Origin of the sequence: Streptomyces sp. NPDC001339, assembly GCF_042895955.1 — a bacterium.
Taxonomy (GTDB): Bacteria; Actinomycetota; Actinomycetes; order Streptomycetales; family Streptomycetaceae; genus Streptomyces.
Genome location: NZ_JBIAWT010000008.1, coordinates 275,783 through 287,547, shown reverse-complemented (window position 1 = coordinate 287,547; position 11,765 = coordinate 275,783). Strand labels below are relative to the sequence as shown.

19 protein-coding genes and 1 pseudogene are annotated in these 11,765 nt (G+C 70.0%); 16 read left to right on the top strand and 4 right to left on the bottom strand.

All coding sequences use genetic code 11. From position 1 onward, the window contains the following. The first annotated feature begins 64 nt into the window (after positions 1-64). The 11 genes from ACFY12_RS24970 to ACFY12_RS24920 all read left to right on the top strand — a co-directional run bounded on the left by ACFY12_RS24970 (position 65) and on the right by ACFY12_RS24920 (position 7,910). Positions 65-313: a hypothetical protein gene (locus ACFY12_RS24970; RefSeq protein ID WP_390718107.1), complete on the top strand. Its 249-nt coding sequence runs from the start codon at positions 65-67 to the stop codon at positions 311-313. After that, positions 310-1,497, top strand: coding sequence for a DnaB-like helicase N-terminal domain-containing protein (locus ACFY12_RS24965; protein WP_390718106.1), 1,188 nt, complete (start codon positions 310-312; stop codon positions 1,495-1,497). Before ACFY12_RS24970 ends, ACFY12_RS24965 begins: the two co-directional genes overlap by 4 nt. Beyond that, the gene (locus ACFY12_RS24960; RefSeq protein ID WP_390718105.1) at positions 1,494-2,102 is read left to right on the top strand and encodes a hypothetical protein; all 609 of its coding nucleotides are present in this window, start codon (positions 1,494-1,496) and stop codon (positions 2,100-2,102) included. The genes ACFY12_RS24965 and ACFY12_RS24960 overlap by 4 nt, the downstream gene beginning before the upstream one ends. Next, positions 2,092-2,385, top strand: a complete 294-nt coding sequence (locus ACFY12_RS24955) for a DNA cytosine methyltransferase (RefSeq protein WP_390718104.1) — start codon at positions 2,092-2,094, stop codon at positions 2,383-2,385. Before ACFY12_RS24960 ends, ACFY12_RS24955 begins: the two co-directional genes overlap by 11 nt. After that, positions 2,378-3,229 (top strand): DNA cytosine methyltransferase, encoded by an 852-nt coding sequence (locus ACFY12_RS24950; protein WP_390718222.1) that lies wholly within the window; start codon positions 2,378-2,380, stop codon positions 3,227-3,229. Before ACFY12_RS24955 ends, ACFY12_RS24950 begins: the two co-directional genes overlap by 8 nt. A gap of 90 nt (positions 3,230-3,319) precedes the next feature. Continuing rightward, entirely contained in the window at positions 3,320-3,931 is a 612-nt protein-coding gene (locus ACFY12_RS24945; protein ID WP_390718103.1) for a DUF4913 domain-containing protein, read from the top strand. 1 nt (position 3,932) lies between these two features. After that, a complete protein-coding gene (locus ACFY12_RS24940) occupies positions 3,933-4,739 on the top strand; it encodes a hypothetical protein (protein ID WP_390718102.1) in 807 nt (268 codons plus the stop codon). Further along, the gene (locus tag ACFY12_RS24935) at positions 4,736-5,212 is read left to right on the top strand and encodes a type II toxin-antitoxin system RelE/ParE family toxin (protein WP_390718101.1); all 477 of its coding nucleotides are present in this window, start codon (positions 4,736-4,738) and stop codon (positions 5,210-5,212) included. Before ACFY12_RS24940 ends, ACFY12_RS24935 begins: the two co-directional genes overlap by 4 nt. Before the next feature lie 79 nt (positions 5,213-5,291). After that, positions 5,292-6,077 carry a winged helix-turn-helix transcriptional regulator gene (locus ACFY12_RS24930; RefSeq protein ID WP_390718100.1) on the top strand — a complete coding sequence of 262 codons (786 nt, stop codon included), beginning with the start codon at positions 5,292-5,294 and terminating at the stop codon, positions 6,075-6,077. A gap of 100 nt (positions 6,078-6,177) precedes the next feature. After that, a complete protein-coding gene (locus ACFY12_RS24925) occupies positions 6,178-7,023 on the top strand; it encodes a DUF317 domain-containing protein (protein ID WP_390718099.1) in 846 nt (281 codons plus the stop codon). Between the two features lie 29 nt (positions 7,024-7,052). Continuing rightward, complete coding sequence (locus ACFY12_RS24920; protein WP_390718098.1) at positions 7,053-7,910, top strand: DUF317 domain-containing protein; 858 nt, start codon at positions 7,053-7,055, stop codon at positions 7,908-7,910. A gap of 27 nt (positions 7,911-7,937) precedes the next feature. Here the strand turns inward: ACFY12_RS24920 and ACFY12_RS24915 are convergent, their stop codons facing one another. Beyond that, complete coding sequence (locus ACFY12_RS24915) at positions 7,938-8,126, bottom strand: hypothetical protein (RefSeq protein ID WP_390718097.1); 189 nt, start codon at positions 8,124-8,126, stop codon at positions 7,938-7,940. A 207-nt stretch (positions 8,127-8,333) separates the two neighbouring features. On the opposite strand from ACFY12_RS24915, the gene ACFY12_RS24910 reads away from it, so the two are divergent. The 4 genes from ACFY12_RS24910 to ACFY12_RS24895 all read left to right on the top strand — a co-directional run bounded on the left by ACFY12_RS24910 (position 8,334) and on the right by ACFY12_RS24895 (position 9,719). Then, the gene (locus tag ACFY12_RS24910; RefSeq protein ID WP_390718096.1) at positions 8,334-8,708 is read left to right on the top strand and encodes a DUF317 domain-containing protein; all 375 of its coding nucleotides are present in this window, start codon (positions 8,334-8,336) and stop codon (positions 8,706-8,708) included. Positions 8,709-8,722: 14 nt separating this feature from the next. Continuing rightward, positions 8,723-9,016 (top strand): hypothetical protein, encoded by a 294-nt coding sequence (locus ACFY12_RS24905; RefSeq protein ID WP_390718095.1) that lies wholly within the window; start codon positions 8,723-8,725, stop codon positions 9,014-9,016. Positions 9,017-9,078: 62 nt separating this feature from the next. Next, positions 9,079-9,303, top strand: coding sequence for a hypothetical protein (locus tag ACFY12_RS24900; RefSeq protein WP_390718094.1), 225 nt, complete (start codon positions 9,079-9,081; stop codon positions 9,301-9,303). Positions 9,304-9,455: 152 nt separating this feature from the next. Beyond that, a complete protein-coding gene (locus ACFY12_RS24895) occupies positions 9,456-9,719 on the top strand; it encodes a hypothetical protein (RefSeq protein WP_390718093.1) in 264 nt (87 codons plus the stop codon). A gap of 33 nt (positions 9,720-9,752) precedes the next feature. Here the strand turns inward: ACFY12_RS24895 and ACFY12_RS24890 are convergent, their stop codons facing one another. Beyond that, complete coding sequence (locus ACFY12_RS24890) at positions 9,753-9,893, bottom strand: hypothetical protein (protein WP_390718224.1); 141 nt, start codon at positions 9,891-9,893, stop codon at positions 9,753-9,755. On the opposite strand from ACFY12_RS24890, the pseudogene ACFY12_RS24885 reads away from it, so the two are divergent. After that, positions 9,864-10,481: pseudogene (locus tag ACFY12_RS24885) on the top strand (phosphotransferase family protein); the annotation flags it as partial. The gene ACFY12_RS24890 and the pseudogene ACFY12_RS24885 overlap by 30 nt on opposite strands. 168 nt (positions 10,482-10,649) lie before the next feature. On the opposite strand, the gene ACFY12_RS24880 reads toward ACFY12_RS24885, so the two are convergent. Continuing rightward, positions 10,650-11,393, bottom strand: coding sequence for a hypothetical protein (locus ACFY12_RS24880; protein WP_390718092.1), 744 nt, complete (start codon positions 11,391-11,393; stop codon positions 10,650-10,652). Further along, entirely contained in the window at positions 11,393-11,716 is a 324-nt protein-coding gene (locus ACFY12_RS24875) for a PadR family transcriptional regulator (RefSeq protein ID WP_390718091.1), read from the bottom strand. The genes ACFY12_RS24880 and ACFY12_RS24875 overlap by 1 nt, the downstream gene beginning before the upstream one ends. Positions 11,717-11,765 lie beyond the last annotated feature (49 nt).

Here is an 11,765-nt window from a genome sequence, read left to right as displayed (position 1 = left end):
CCTCGCGCCGCGCCGCCCGCCCGATCCACTTCTTGGCCTTCGCCTTCTTCACGAGGTGCTCTCCATGCCACACCCCGCACCGTCCTGGGCTTCGCTCAGCCAATCCGAGCGGCTGGCCGACGCTCCCGTCGTACGCCGCGGCGGCCGTTGGTGGCTCGTATCGCCCTCCGGAGCCGTACTCACCTCCGACCCGGCCTTCACGGGCGAACTGGACCGCTTCGCCACCGACATGGCCGCCGCCAACCGTGCCGTCGCTGATCTGCCCAACGGACGCGAAGCTTCCGACACTCCCGTACGCGAGGTTCAACGGTGACGCCGCTCGTCCAAGCCGAGCAGGCAGTCCTTGGAGCAGTCTTCCTGGCTCCCGGCCAGCTCGACCAGCTCTCCCCCTGGCTACGGCCGGAGCACTTCTCCCGCCCGGCACACGCTGCGATCTACACCGCAATGCTCAGGCTCCGATCCGACGACCACCCCGCCTCGAAAACCGAGGACGCCGGCCCCGTACCGATGTCATGGATGACCGACACGGTCACCGAGGCCAGCAAGCACACCCGGGGCCTGACCGCCTCCTACGCGCACTCCCTGGTAGCGGCTTGTCCACGTCCGGAGCACGCAGCGATCTACGGACGGATGGTGCTGGAGGGTGCCATCCACCGCAGCGTCGCCCAGCACGCCACACGACTGCACCAGACCGCCCGCGCCGACGCCATCCGCGGCGGCGCTGAGGAGACGGTGCACCACGCCCACGTTCTGTCCGAGGTGCTGGCCGATCTCGCACGCCGCTGGGGCGGCGAGCCCCGGCCCATAGCACCCCCAGCATCGATACCGCCTCCTCCTGCTCATCCACAGGCGGTGGATGAACAGCTCCTGGCCAATGAGGAGTTCCTCCTCGGATGCCTCAGCGCGCGTCCCCAGAAGCTGGACGAGGTCGTGGGCTGGCTCCACCCCGGCGATTTCGCCGACGCCGGCCATCAGCAGATCTACCGGTCCCTGGGGGCCCTGCACCACCGGGGCGAGCCCATCGACCAGCTGACCGTGCTGTGGGAGACCCAACGCCGCGGCGCCCTGGCCGACCGAACCCTCGATGCCGGACGCGTGCTGCGGATCTGCGACCCCTCGGCGTTCGCAGGGTCGGCGGAGTACGTCGGCGAGCAGGTCGTGCGAGCCTCCCTCGTGCGGACGGCAGCCGCCTCGGCCCGCCAGGTGCGGGCGCTGGCCGACGACGAGTCGCTGGCACCGGGGCAGCTGATCGGCTACGCCCTCCACGCACTCGGTCCGCTGGAGGAAGTCCGCCGCCGCTGGCGCATCGCCACCGGAACCCAGGCCGAGCCGAGCCGCGCCGCCGGCCAACCGGCCGCCGCCCCGCCTGCTGCCCGCATCGAAGCGGCCCGATCGCGCAGCCGCCCTCGCCTCTCAAACGCCGCCCCTGCGGCGGCATCCACCGCGGCCTCGCGTTCCGCTGTCCTCGACCGTCCTCACCGCCGGAGTCAGTCATGACCGATCACACTGGCCGAGCCGGCCTGGAGCGAGAAGAGCTGTACGCCGTTGCCCACGAGTTCGACGAGCTGCGCACCGAAATCAGCGTTCCCGGGGCACCGAGCGGGCTTCCCAATCTCACGACCGCATCCAAGCAGCTGGCCACCCTGGCGGGATTGACCAAGGACTTGTCGGAGGCCGTCCGGTACAGCGCGGAATACGACTCCCCCGAGCTCGACCTCGGACTGGTCATCGACGCCTACACCTCGGCCTCGGTACCCGCCGGACGCGCCATGGAGAACTACACCCAGGCATACGCCCAGCTCGGATCCCTGCGCCGCTTCGCCGAAGCCCCCGCCACCGCGGACCTTCGGGATGCCCGGCTGGCCGCATTCTGCGTCTTCCAAGAGCGGATGATCTACGTCCGCGACGATCTGAAGGAAGCCGCCAACACGCTGCGGGGCTCGGCCGACCGTATCGACGGCACTCCGCCACGCATCCTGGCAGCACTGAGCCGGTCAGCCCGCCCGACGAACTCGATCTACCGGATCCCTCCCGAGCCCAACGCCCCCGCACCAACGCCCACCCGGCTCGCCGACACCCCTGCCCCCCGCCATGCCCGCTGACCTGACGGTGCCGCCGCCCTCGCCGTTGATCGGGAGTCTGTGCTCCGGATACGGCGGCTTGGACCTGGGCGTCCAGGCCGCCCTGGGCGGCGGCACGCTTGCTTGGCATGCCGAGATCGATCCGGGGGCGTCCCGGATCCTGTCCCGCCATTGGCCGGCCGTGCCCAACCTCGGCGACATCACGACCGTCAACTGGGCCGACGTCCCCGGAGTCTGCGTCCTGACGGCCGGTTTCCCCTGTCAAAGACGTTTCGGTCGCCGGCCGCCGCGCCGGACTGGCTGACGGCACCCGGTCCGGCCTGTGGAACCACGTCGTCCGTGTCATCGACGCCCTCAACCCGTGCCTGGTGGTGATCGAGAATGTCCGAGGACTCTTGTCCTCCCCCGCCGGTTCCCCTGGCGACGTGGAACCCTGCCCGTGGTGTCTGGGAGACGGCACAAGCCCGCCTCCTGTGCGCGCACTCGGTGCCGTACTCGGCTCCCTGGCCGACCTCCGGTTCGATGCACGCTGGTGCGTGCTTCGCGCCTCCGACGTCGGAGCCCCCCATCACCGAGCACGGGTTTTCCTCGTCGCTTGGCCCTCCGGACGAACGGCCGCTGCTCAAGACGCCGACGAGCAACCTGGCGACCAATGGCGGCAGCCAGCACCCGTCGAAGCGGAAACAGGGCGGTCACGGCCCGAACCTGGCGGACGAGGTCGAGTGGCTCCTGCCCACCTCAGCGGCCCGGCCCTCACACCTGTCCGGTGCGAAGGGCATGCTCACGGGGCGGGGACGGAAGGGCGCCGTCGGCGAGGCATCACTGACGGAGGTGCTGTCGCTGTTCTCGGATCCGGCGGATGCGGAGTCCGGTCCGGGGTCTGGGGGCCATACGGCGCCGCCATCGCTCGATGGGAGAAGATCACCCGCCCCGCGCCGCGGCCGACCGATGACGCGGGCCGCCTGAGCCCACTGTTCGTGGAGTGGATGCAGGGCCTTGACCACGGCTGGGTAACCGCCACGCCAGGGCTCGGACGCCCTGCCCAACTGGCCGCCTTGAGCAACGGTGTTGTGCCGCAACAGGCCGCCCGCGCCCTGCAGATCCTCGCCCCACCACGGCCGCCCTGCCGCCACCGCACAACGCTCTGACCTGCGCCGTCTACACCAAATTCCCGGCATGGCCAAACCGTGCTTTCTCCGGAACCTCGACACCCCACACGTTCACGCCAAGGGGTATCGATGTCTGAACCCGCTCACGACAGCGAGCCGGTACGCATACCGGACCACAACCTGGACGACCTCGTCGCCACCGTCACAGAGCTCGTCACGGAGAGCCGCAAGCAGGGCGAGACGCTCGCTCGGCTCACCGACGAACAGCCACCCCGGCAGGACGGCGAACACGACGAGCCCGTTCACACGGAAGAGAACACGCCGGCCTCGGCCCCGGCGGGCAGCGATGCGGCTGCCCCCGGGGCTGAGGGGCCGTCCTCCATCTTCATCCTGGCGCTCGACGGCAAGGCGTACGCCGAGGAACTCGCCGCGCTGACGACCTGGGTGCACCACCTGCTGCTGCCGGTCTACGGGCGGGAAATCACCACCGGCCGCCCGTGGTGCCAGCAGTGGCACGAGCACCCCGAGGCCGTGGCCCGGCTGCACGCCCTGTGGCTGGCCTGGCAGCAGCTCACCGACGTCGAGGCCGGCCTGGCCGGACCCTCCACCTGGCACCGCGACCACCTCGACCCGGCCCTGCTGCAACTCCGCACACCGGACGGCCCGTTCGGTGCGTGCACCACCAGCCCGGCACGGCCCAACCACCGCCTGCTGGCCTCGCCCGAGCCTGCCGGGGTCTGACATGGCCAACTCCTACGAACCACCGCGCCCGGACTACCAACTCGACGGCTTCGAAGCCGCCACCGAACAGACCGAGGACGACTTCCGCTCGGTGACGCTCTCGGACGACATGCTCGTGCCTCATGCCGAGCACCACAGCGCCGATGGCCGCGACACCTATCTACTGCTGTACGACCGGACGGCGATCTGGGACATCCCCGGTACGGCGGAGTACGTCACGCTGCACATCACCCGGGACACCGCCCAGCGCACGTTCGACTTCGCGCACGAGCGCCACCCTGTCATTCCCCTGGCGCAGAACTGGCTCATCCGCCAGGGCTGCCCGGCCGAATCGGCGGAGGTGTCCAAGAACCACGGGCCGCGGCCAGCCGACGTGCTCACGGCCCGACTTGAGGACATGCTCAGGGCCAATCCGGACGATCGGTACACGGTCCTGGACCACTCCACCGACAACCCGTGCTCCTTCGACTTCGGCATCGAGGTCAGCACCCTCGTCCACGACAGCCACCCCGCCTCCGCGCACGCGCCGTACCGGGTCTTCCTCGAGGAGACCACCAAGGACTTCCGCTCCTACACGGTGCGGGAGGGTGCCTTCCCCTCCGTCGAAGCCGCGGACACCTGGGTGAGGGAGCGATCCACTCCCCTTCCCCTGGCTCCGGCTCCCGACGGCGCGGTCGGCCTGCGGGCCGAGGCTGCCCGTGCCCGCTCGACGGTCAACTCCGGTGGCCTCGCCGTGCCGCCGGCTGCCGTCATACCGCCTCGATCGCCGTCGGCTGCGCCGGCACGTGTGCGTCGGAGCGCGCCGTGAGCCGGGCCCGGTACGCCTTCGCGGCTCATCCCGAGGCCCTCGCCGACCTGCGGTCCGTCCCGGAAGACACCCGTGACCTGGCCCTGCTGGAACTGCAGCACCTGGTCCACGGCAACGAGCGCGGCGCCGCTCTGCACCGCGAGCTGGCGGGCTGCCACAAGGTCTACGTCGATCCGGAGACCCGGTGGCGGCTGGTCATCCAGTATCGCGACGCCCCGGCCTCCTCCCAGCACAAGAGGGAGATCTACCTCCTGGCCGTCGGCGAGCGCCAGGACCAGGCCGCCTACCGCACCGCAGCGCGCCGACTGGAGCGCGAACGGGAGGCATCCGCCGCCACACAGCCTCTCGGACGTCGCGCCGAGGCCGCCAGGGCCCGCTCACCCCACGGCAGCAGCGGCAGCCGGACCACCACCCATCCGCAGACGCCGGCGACCCCCGCCACACAGCCACGGGGCCGGCGCACCCGCTCCTGATCCCCCGAATTCACCCGCCCTGCTGGGCGCTCTGCGCGCTCCCGCGACAGCGCCCCGACCGACTCCCGGAGAACTGGACATGCCCGACCACCGCATATCGGCACACGACGCCACACTCGTCAGCAAAGCGATCGACCGCCTCGCTCCCCGCTGGACGACCTGGACGCTCCAGACCGTCGCGCAGCACGGCCAGATGCGCTTCACGAAGATCGCCGCGGCGCTGCCGTGGCTCAGCACCCAGAACACGCAGCAGATCCTGCGGCGAATGCACGCCAACGGCCTGCTGGACCGACCGGGGCACGGGGTCTACGAAGTCTCCCCCTGGGGCCGGAATGCGCACAACGTGCACCGCACGCTCGCTTCCTGGCACCGCACACACGCCGGTGGAAGCGGCCCGGCGGTCGCCGAGGCGGAGCGCACGGAGGACGCCCTGCGCCAGCTGCGCGGCGAGGGGGCTGTCGAGGTCCTCCACGCCCTCTCGGAACACGGCCCCCTTCCGTACGGCGAACTGCGAAAGGCGTCGGGACTCGCCACGGGCACCTTTCATTACCGCCTCCAGCAGCTCCAGGAGGATCAGCTCCTGACCCGCAACGGCCCCTCGTTCCGTGCGGCGTACGGCCTGACGCCGGCCGCCCAGGCACTCGGGCCGGTCTACGCGGAGCTGGCCGCTTTCGAGTCGGTGGCTCCCTCCGTCGCTGTGCAGCGCACCCCCGCCGAGCCGGCAGCGGCCCGCACGACGCGGGCCAACGCGGCCGTACAGCGAACCCCCTTCGCCTTCCCGGGGTTGTTTTCCCACGCCCCGGCACCCCAGCCACCTGTCCCGACACACATCACGGCGCTCTCCCACCCCTCACGGACCAGGTGATCGACATGCCCACCGCCAGACCCTGCCGTCGCACCGGCGCCCGCACACGTTCCCGTGCGAGCTGCGCGGGCGCCCGTGCACCCCCTCCGGAGCTGTTCTCATGCCCACCACCGACCCCGATACCGACGTCCTGATCGCCCCCGTCTACCTCGCCGGCCCCGGCACCGGTCACGCCGTCTTCAACGCCCTTGATTCCGCGGCAGGCTGGACCAAGGTCCTGGCCTTCGGCAGCGACACGTACTACACCAGCCCCTGCCAACGGGTGCGCATCGCCAACGCGGTGGAGAGCCACTACGGCGGCTGGACGATCTCGTATGCCGAGGACCCGCTCGGCGTACCGGACTGGATCACCACCTTCGACCGCGACACCCCCCAAGAGATCGTGGCGGCCTTCACGGACACGCTCGTCGCCGGGCTGCCCAACCACTTCGCCGACTACCTCAGCGGCGGCGAACACCACACCGGGCACACGCCTGCCACCGTGCTCACCAGTCATCAGTGGGAGGCCGTCCGTGGCACGCGGCCGTTCCGCACGGTGTCGCCCGACGGTCACGCCGCCTTCCGGATACGCAGCGGCTGGCTTCACGAGTACGACGAGCTGCTCGACACGGCGAAGTCGACATGGCGGATGTCCGCCGGCCCCGACCCCATCACTAAGCCGAGCTGGCAGGCGTACTTCAGCCGGGCCACCCCTGAGCACCTCATGATCGCCGCGGCCAACGCCCTGACCGACCCAAGGCCCGTCGTCCGCGCGGCATTCCTCATCCCCGACCGCCACCGCTCCCTGGTCAAGACCCAGCCCCTGCGACCCGACCAGGCGCGGTCACGCAGCACGGCTGCGCTGGCCCGCAGTTCGCCCACCCACGCGGTGCACCAAGTCCAGCCTGCACCAGCCGCATCCGCTCCCGTCACGCCCGTCATCGCCGGCTCGCGCCGTCAGCGCTAACCCCACACCGCACCCGGAGATCCAAACCCATGCCCGCCCACGCTCCTGACGGGGACTTCTACGTTTCCCCGGTCTACCTCGCCGGCAGCACCTTCACCGGTGATCCCGCCCTCCAGCCGCTCCTCGACCAGGGGTTCCGCCTCCACCACGACGAACTGGCGAACGTCTACGTCACCTCGCCCGAGCAGCACATCCGGCTCGGCTACCTCCCCGAAGGCGAAGACACCGCCCTGTGGAAGATTGCGGTGCACTCCGATCCGTTCGGCCCGCCCCGCTGGCTGGCCACCTTCGACAACAACACGCCCACGGAACTCGTCACCGCCTTCACCACCGCCCTCGCCCACGACTACGCGCAGGGCCACGACACCTACCTCTACGGCGGCACCGGCCGGGACCACGGCTTCCAGCCGCTCGTCGAGGCCGGCTGGCGCACCGACAAAGGGCCACACCTCAGCGTCTCCGTCGCACCCGACGGCCTGGCGGAAATGAACCATGTCCGAGGGACGCTGGATCATCAGGCCGAGCTGTCCGGCTACCAGTACCGATGGAGCGCCAGTGGCGGACGCGACGGCTACCGCTCCAGCTGGCACGCGACGTTCACCACCCACACCCCCTCGCACCTGATCGCCGCCACCGCCACCGTCCTCGCCGACCCCGCCCCGGTGCCTCGGTACGAGGCCGAGATCCCCAAGCGCAACCTCGCCGCGGCCCACGTGACGCCGGTGCCCCCGCCGGTACCGACTCCGCTCGACGTCCGCCGCGCAACGGCAGCCCGTGCCCGCTCCGCCGGTCATCGTGCCCTCGCCCACACTCCGGCGAAGGCGATGGCGACGGCCGCCAGCAGGCCGAGCGCCGCGCTGCCGACACATGCCTCCCGCCGCCGATGACAACAACGAGGTGCGCTCGCCCCACCGTTAGACGGCGCCGACCGCACCATGCGGGCCCCTGCCCGGCTCACCCGTGGCTTCGGCACCGACCAGCTGCACCAGCTCATCCACGGTCAGCTCGATCCGTCTGCCGTCGGCCATACGGGCCCGGCCCAGGGACGCGGCCTCCGCATCATCGACCGCCTCGGCGTACGTACGGATCTCTTCGCTCTGCACCCAACCTCCCACAGCGATCGGTCGCCCCCGGAACAGCCACGCGGGCGACCGATTCATTCCCCCTTGCGCGGACATCGGCGGCCCACCCCCTCGCCAGTTCGCCGACGGCAGACGCACACCGCCGGACAGGACTGGAGACCCCCTCCCAGACCATGCCAACGTATGGACGCCGCGGAAAGCCGCAGGTCAACGAAGGGATTGCTGCTCGTGACGCTCACCGCTACCGCCCCGTTCCAAGCCCCCGCCGCTCTTCCGTTCGCCGCCCTTGGCGAGCGTGAGTGGCCGCTCGACTGCCACTGCGCAGGCCCCGTCACCGACCTCCTCAAGAACCAGGGGTGGGACGTCGTCTCCGACCCGGACTGCAACGTCCACTGCTCCAGCCCCGACCAACACGTCTACGTGGGATTCCTCCCCGAGAGCCCGGCAGCGGCACGCGGCGAGCTGTGGCACATCCACGGCAAGGGGACTAACGGCACAACCGGCTGGCACCAGAGCTTCGGGCCGGACACCCCGGCACAGGCCGTCGCCGGATTCCTTGCCGCCCTCATCTCCTCCCCCAGCCGCTACTGCACCTGCATCTGACCAGGAGATCCCGCATGCCTCGCCACTCGATCACCGTGACCGCGTATCACGCCGACGGCACCATCTGCCCGTCCGAGCATCGGCACACCACCGGCGGTAGCCCCCTCACCGCGGGATGTACCGGACGGGAGCGATTCCTCGCGACCTGCAGCTGCAAGCAGTGGACCAGCGGCCCCTCGTCCACCAAGTCCTACGCCGCCGAGCAGGGCAGACGCCACCGCTCCAACCAGCTGCCGGCGAAATCCGCACCACCGTCGAAGAGCCCTGCCGTAGTGCGCCAGCTCCTGCGCTTCGACGCAGCGGACTGACCGACCCCTTGCACGCTTCGCCCGTTTCCCCTCCCCGCTCACTCTTCCTCACGGAGGCCACTTTGTCGCACAAGATCACCGTCCGCCAACTGATCCACCAGCTCCAGACCGTCGACCCCGACCTGCCTGCCTACCTCGCCATCAATCCCGACTGGCCCTACGCCCACTACATCGGCCGCCTCGTCGAAGTCCCCGGCCCCAACGGCGCCGTGTACCTCGCCGAAAACGGCCAGGAGGGCGTACTCCCTCCCACGGTCCGCACCGAACTCGGCTGGGCGGCCGTATGAACCACCGCGCCCCTGCGCACCTCTTGGCGAAGGCGATCGGCCCGGCCCCGCACCTGGACCTCAGCAGTCTTGTTCGCCGCCCCATGTCCGCGTCGGTGCGCGGTGCTCTCTTGCGCTCCGTCCCCCCACACCCCACCGAGCCGATCCGCGCTATGTGGGACACCGCCCGGGGACCTGAGCCGCTCCAGCCCGGCGCGATCCTGCTGAGCTGGAAGCCCGGCCGTGACGGCGGCATGGACGTGACCGCGCGCCTCGGGCTGGCCGCGACCACCGTCCTCCTCGCCACCTGGCCCAGCCTCCACGGTGACTGGACACCCATCGTCCATCCCACGCTGTACGAGGTCACCGGTCTTCACGCCGCGCTGACCGTGGCCACCGACGCCTTGCACCTCGCCAACCACCTGGCATCTTCCTAACGGCTCCTAACAAACGTGGTGGGCTTGCCCTGGTCAGCGGTCGGTGTCGGGCACGAGGCCGCCGGGTAGCGGGACGCGGTCAGCCGCGCGATCGCACGCAATAAACCAGGTACCGTCGACGGTCGCCCCGGGATACTGGTCGCCATGGATGAGGTCAAGGTCGTCGTCGCCCATTCCGAGCGACCCCGCGTGTCGGCGACGTGTTCCTGAAGGTGGACGCCGATCAGACGCGCTTCGACGTCGAGGTCAAGGCGATGGCCCTGGCACCGGTGTCGACCCCGGAGGTCCTGTGGTGCAAGCCGCCAGTGCTCGCGATCGCCGCGGTCCCGGGGACGGCGCTCGGCCGCCTCGGCGAGCCGTCGACCGCATCGCCGGTGGCGTGGGCCGCGGCGGGTGCCGCCATCCGCAAGCTGCACGACGCGCCATTGCCGTCCTGGCCCGGCCGGGGCGGCTGGGGCCCCGACGAGTTGGCGACGGATCTCGACGGCGAGTGCGAGCGGCTCGTGATGAACGGCCTCCTGCCCGCCGACCTGGTCACCCGCAACCGCCAGGTCGCCGAGGCCGCGAACCGGCCGTGGACCCCGGTCTTCACGCACGCGACCTGCAGTTCACTCACGCGTTCGTCGACGGCGACGAGATCGCGGGCATCATCGACTGGTCGGAGGCAGGCCAGGGTGATGCCCTGTTCGACCTCGCCCCTTGACACTCGGACACGAGGAGCACCTCGGCGACGTCGTCGCCGGCTATGGCACCGACGTCGATCGACAGAGTGAAGTGGCTGACTTCCCTTTGGCGTTCTTCCCTGGTCGCTGAGGGAAAGCCCCAGAGGTGTGATTTCGCAGGGCACTAACAGCGGGGCCTCTGAACCCGTCCAGCCGGTCGCTTGACGAGGTTGGACGGAGGACCGGAGGCCGCATCCTCTCGTCTGAGTCAGACATTGGGGTGCTGCATGCGGGTCGTCGGCTTGCGGATTCTGGCTAGGACAATTTCCGACACGATGAGGAGGGCTTGGAGGAGCCGGGAGGCAGGCGAGTAGGGAACCTGCTTGATCTTTAGGGCCCTGCCGTCGCAAGTCGCAACAGTGAGGGTGGCTCTTCTTGACCGCAGGGAGCTGATACCCGCCACGATCAGGGAGAAGTAGCTCAGCCCGTTGACTCCGATCGCCACCCAGCTCAGCAGCGAATGGCGGCCCAGCGCGAAGGCGACAAATGAGCCGAGGAAAATCGTGACCAGGCCACAGATGATCACGCGATGACGTCGCCGCGGTTCGATAGTGACGGAGCGAACTGCCAAGAATCTGCCGTCGATAGTGAAGGCAGCCGGACGCGTCGTTATGTTGTGGTTCACCGGGTCGGTGCCGGGCTGTGCCTCTTGGGGTCGCTGATAGCTCGCGGTCGGCACCGATGCAGGCCCCTGCTGGCGGTGTATGGCCCGTAGAGGCCAGGTTGCGCGCAGAGCGATCCAGGAGGCCCAGAACAGCTTCAGCAGTTTGCCCGGCCGCTCCTCCAGGAGGGCGACCCATTCGGCCTCGTAGCGCTCGGCCGCCTCAGCATCGCCCAGCTGCCGCGCGGCGAGCCGCAGGATCCCGCGAGCGAGCCAGGAGCAGACCTCGGTGAACTCGCCGATGGCCAGCCCGACAACGGCAGGGATCAGTATTCGGAGCGCGTCGTTCATCAGGCCCCCGTCCAACGCGTCAGGAACCCGAACTCGGGCCTGGGGCGGGGTTGCTCGACCGCAGGGCTTGGCAGCTTGCCGCGGCGCTCCATGATGACGCTGCGTGCCTCCTGGGCGCCGTTCGACGTCAGCACGTAGAAACGGCGGCGGGGACGGCCCTCCTTGGGGTGCTCCGTCTCCCAGTGGCTGTCGAGCCAGCCGGCCTGTTCGAGGCGGGCCAAGATCGGATAGATGGAGCCGGTTGGTTTGCCGGCGGCTTTGGCAACCGCGAAGCCATGGAGCTCTTCGCCGGACACCAGGAAGGCTTCGAGCACGTCGAGCATGGCCGACGTGATGCGAAATGGGGGTCCACTCATAACTCCTAACTCTATA

Bases quoted from the DNA above. Each gene is read 5' to 3' on its own strand.
- ACFY12_RS24970 (WP_390718107.1), top strand. From the start codon at position 65: ATGCCACACCCCGCACCGTCCTGGGCTTCGCTCAGCCAATCCGAGCGG.
- ACFY12_RS24960 (WP_390718105.1), top strand. From the start codon at position 1,494: ATGACCGATCACACTGGCCGAGCCGGCCTGGAGCGAGAAGAGCTGTAC.
- ACFY12_RS24955 (WP_390718104.1), top strand. From the start codon at position 2,092: ATGCCCGCTGACCTGACGGTGCCGCCGCCCTCGCCGTTGATCGGGAGT.
- ACFY12_RS24945 (WP_390718103.1), top strand. From the start codon at position 3,320: ATGTCTGAACCCGCTCACGACAGCGAGCCGGTACGCATACCGGACCAC.
- ACFY12_RS24940 (WP_390718102.1), top strand. From the start codon at position 3,933: ATGGCCAACTCCTACGAACCACCGCGCCCGGACTACCAACTCGACGGC.
- ACFY12_RS24930 (WP_390718100.1), top strand. From the start codon at position 5,292: ATGCCCGACCACCGCATATCGGCACACGACGCCACACTCGTCAGCAAA.
- ACFY12_RS24925 (WP_390718099.1), top strand. From the start codon at position 6,178: ATGCCCACCACCGACCCCGATACCGACGTCCTGATCGCCCCCGTCTAC.
- ACFY12_RS24920 (WP_390718098.1), top strand. From the start codon at position 7,053: ATGCCCGCCCACGCTCCTGACGGGGACTTCTACGTTTCCCCGGTCTAC.
- ACFY12_RS24905 (WP_390718095.1), top strand. From the start codon at position 8,723: ATGCCTCGCCACTCGATCACCGTGACCGCGTATCACGCCGACGGCACC.
- ACFY12_RS24895 (WP_390718093.1), top strand. From the start codon at position 9,456: ATGTGGGACACCGCCCGGGGACCTGAGCCGCTCCAGCCCGGCGCGATC.
- ACFY12_RS24890 (WP_390718224.1), bottom strand. From the start codon at position 9,893: ATGGGCGACGACGACCTTGACCTCATCCATGGCGACCAGTATCCCGGG.
- ACFY12_RS24880 (WP_390718092.1), bottom strand. From the start codon at position 11,393: ATGAACGACGCGCTCCGAATACTGATCCCTGCCGTTGTCGGGCTGGCC.
- ACFY12_RS24875 (WP_390718091.1), bottom strand. From the start codon at position 11,716: ATGCTCGACGTGCTCGAAGCCTTCCTGGTGTCCGGCGAAGAGCTCCAT.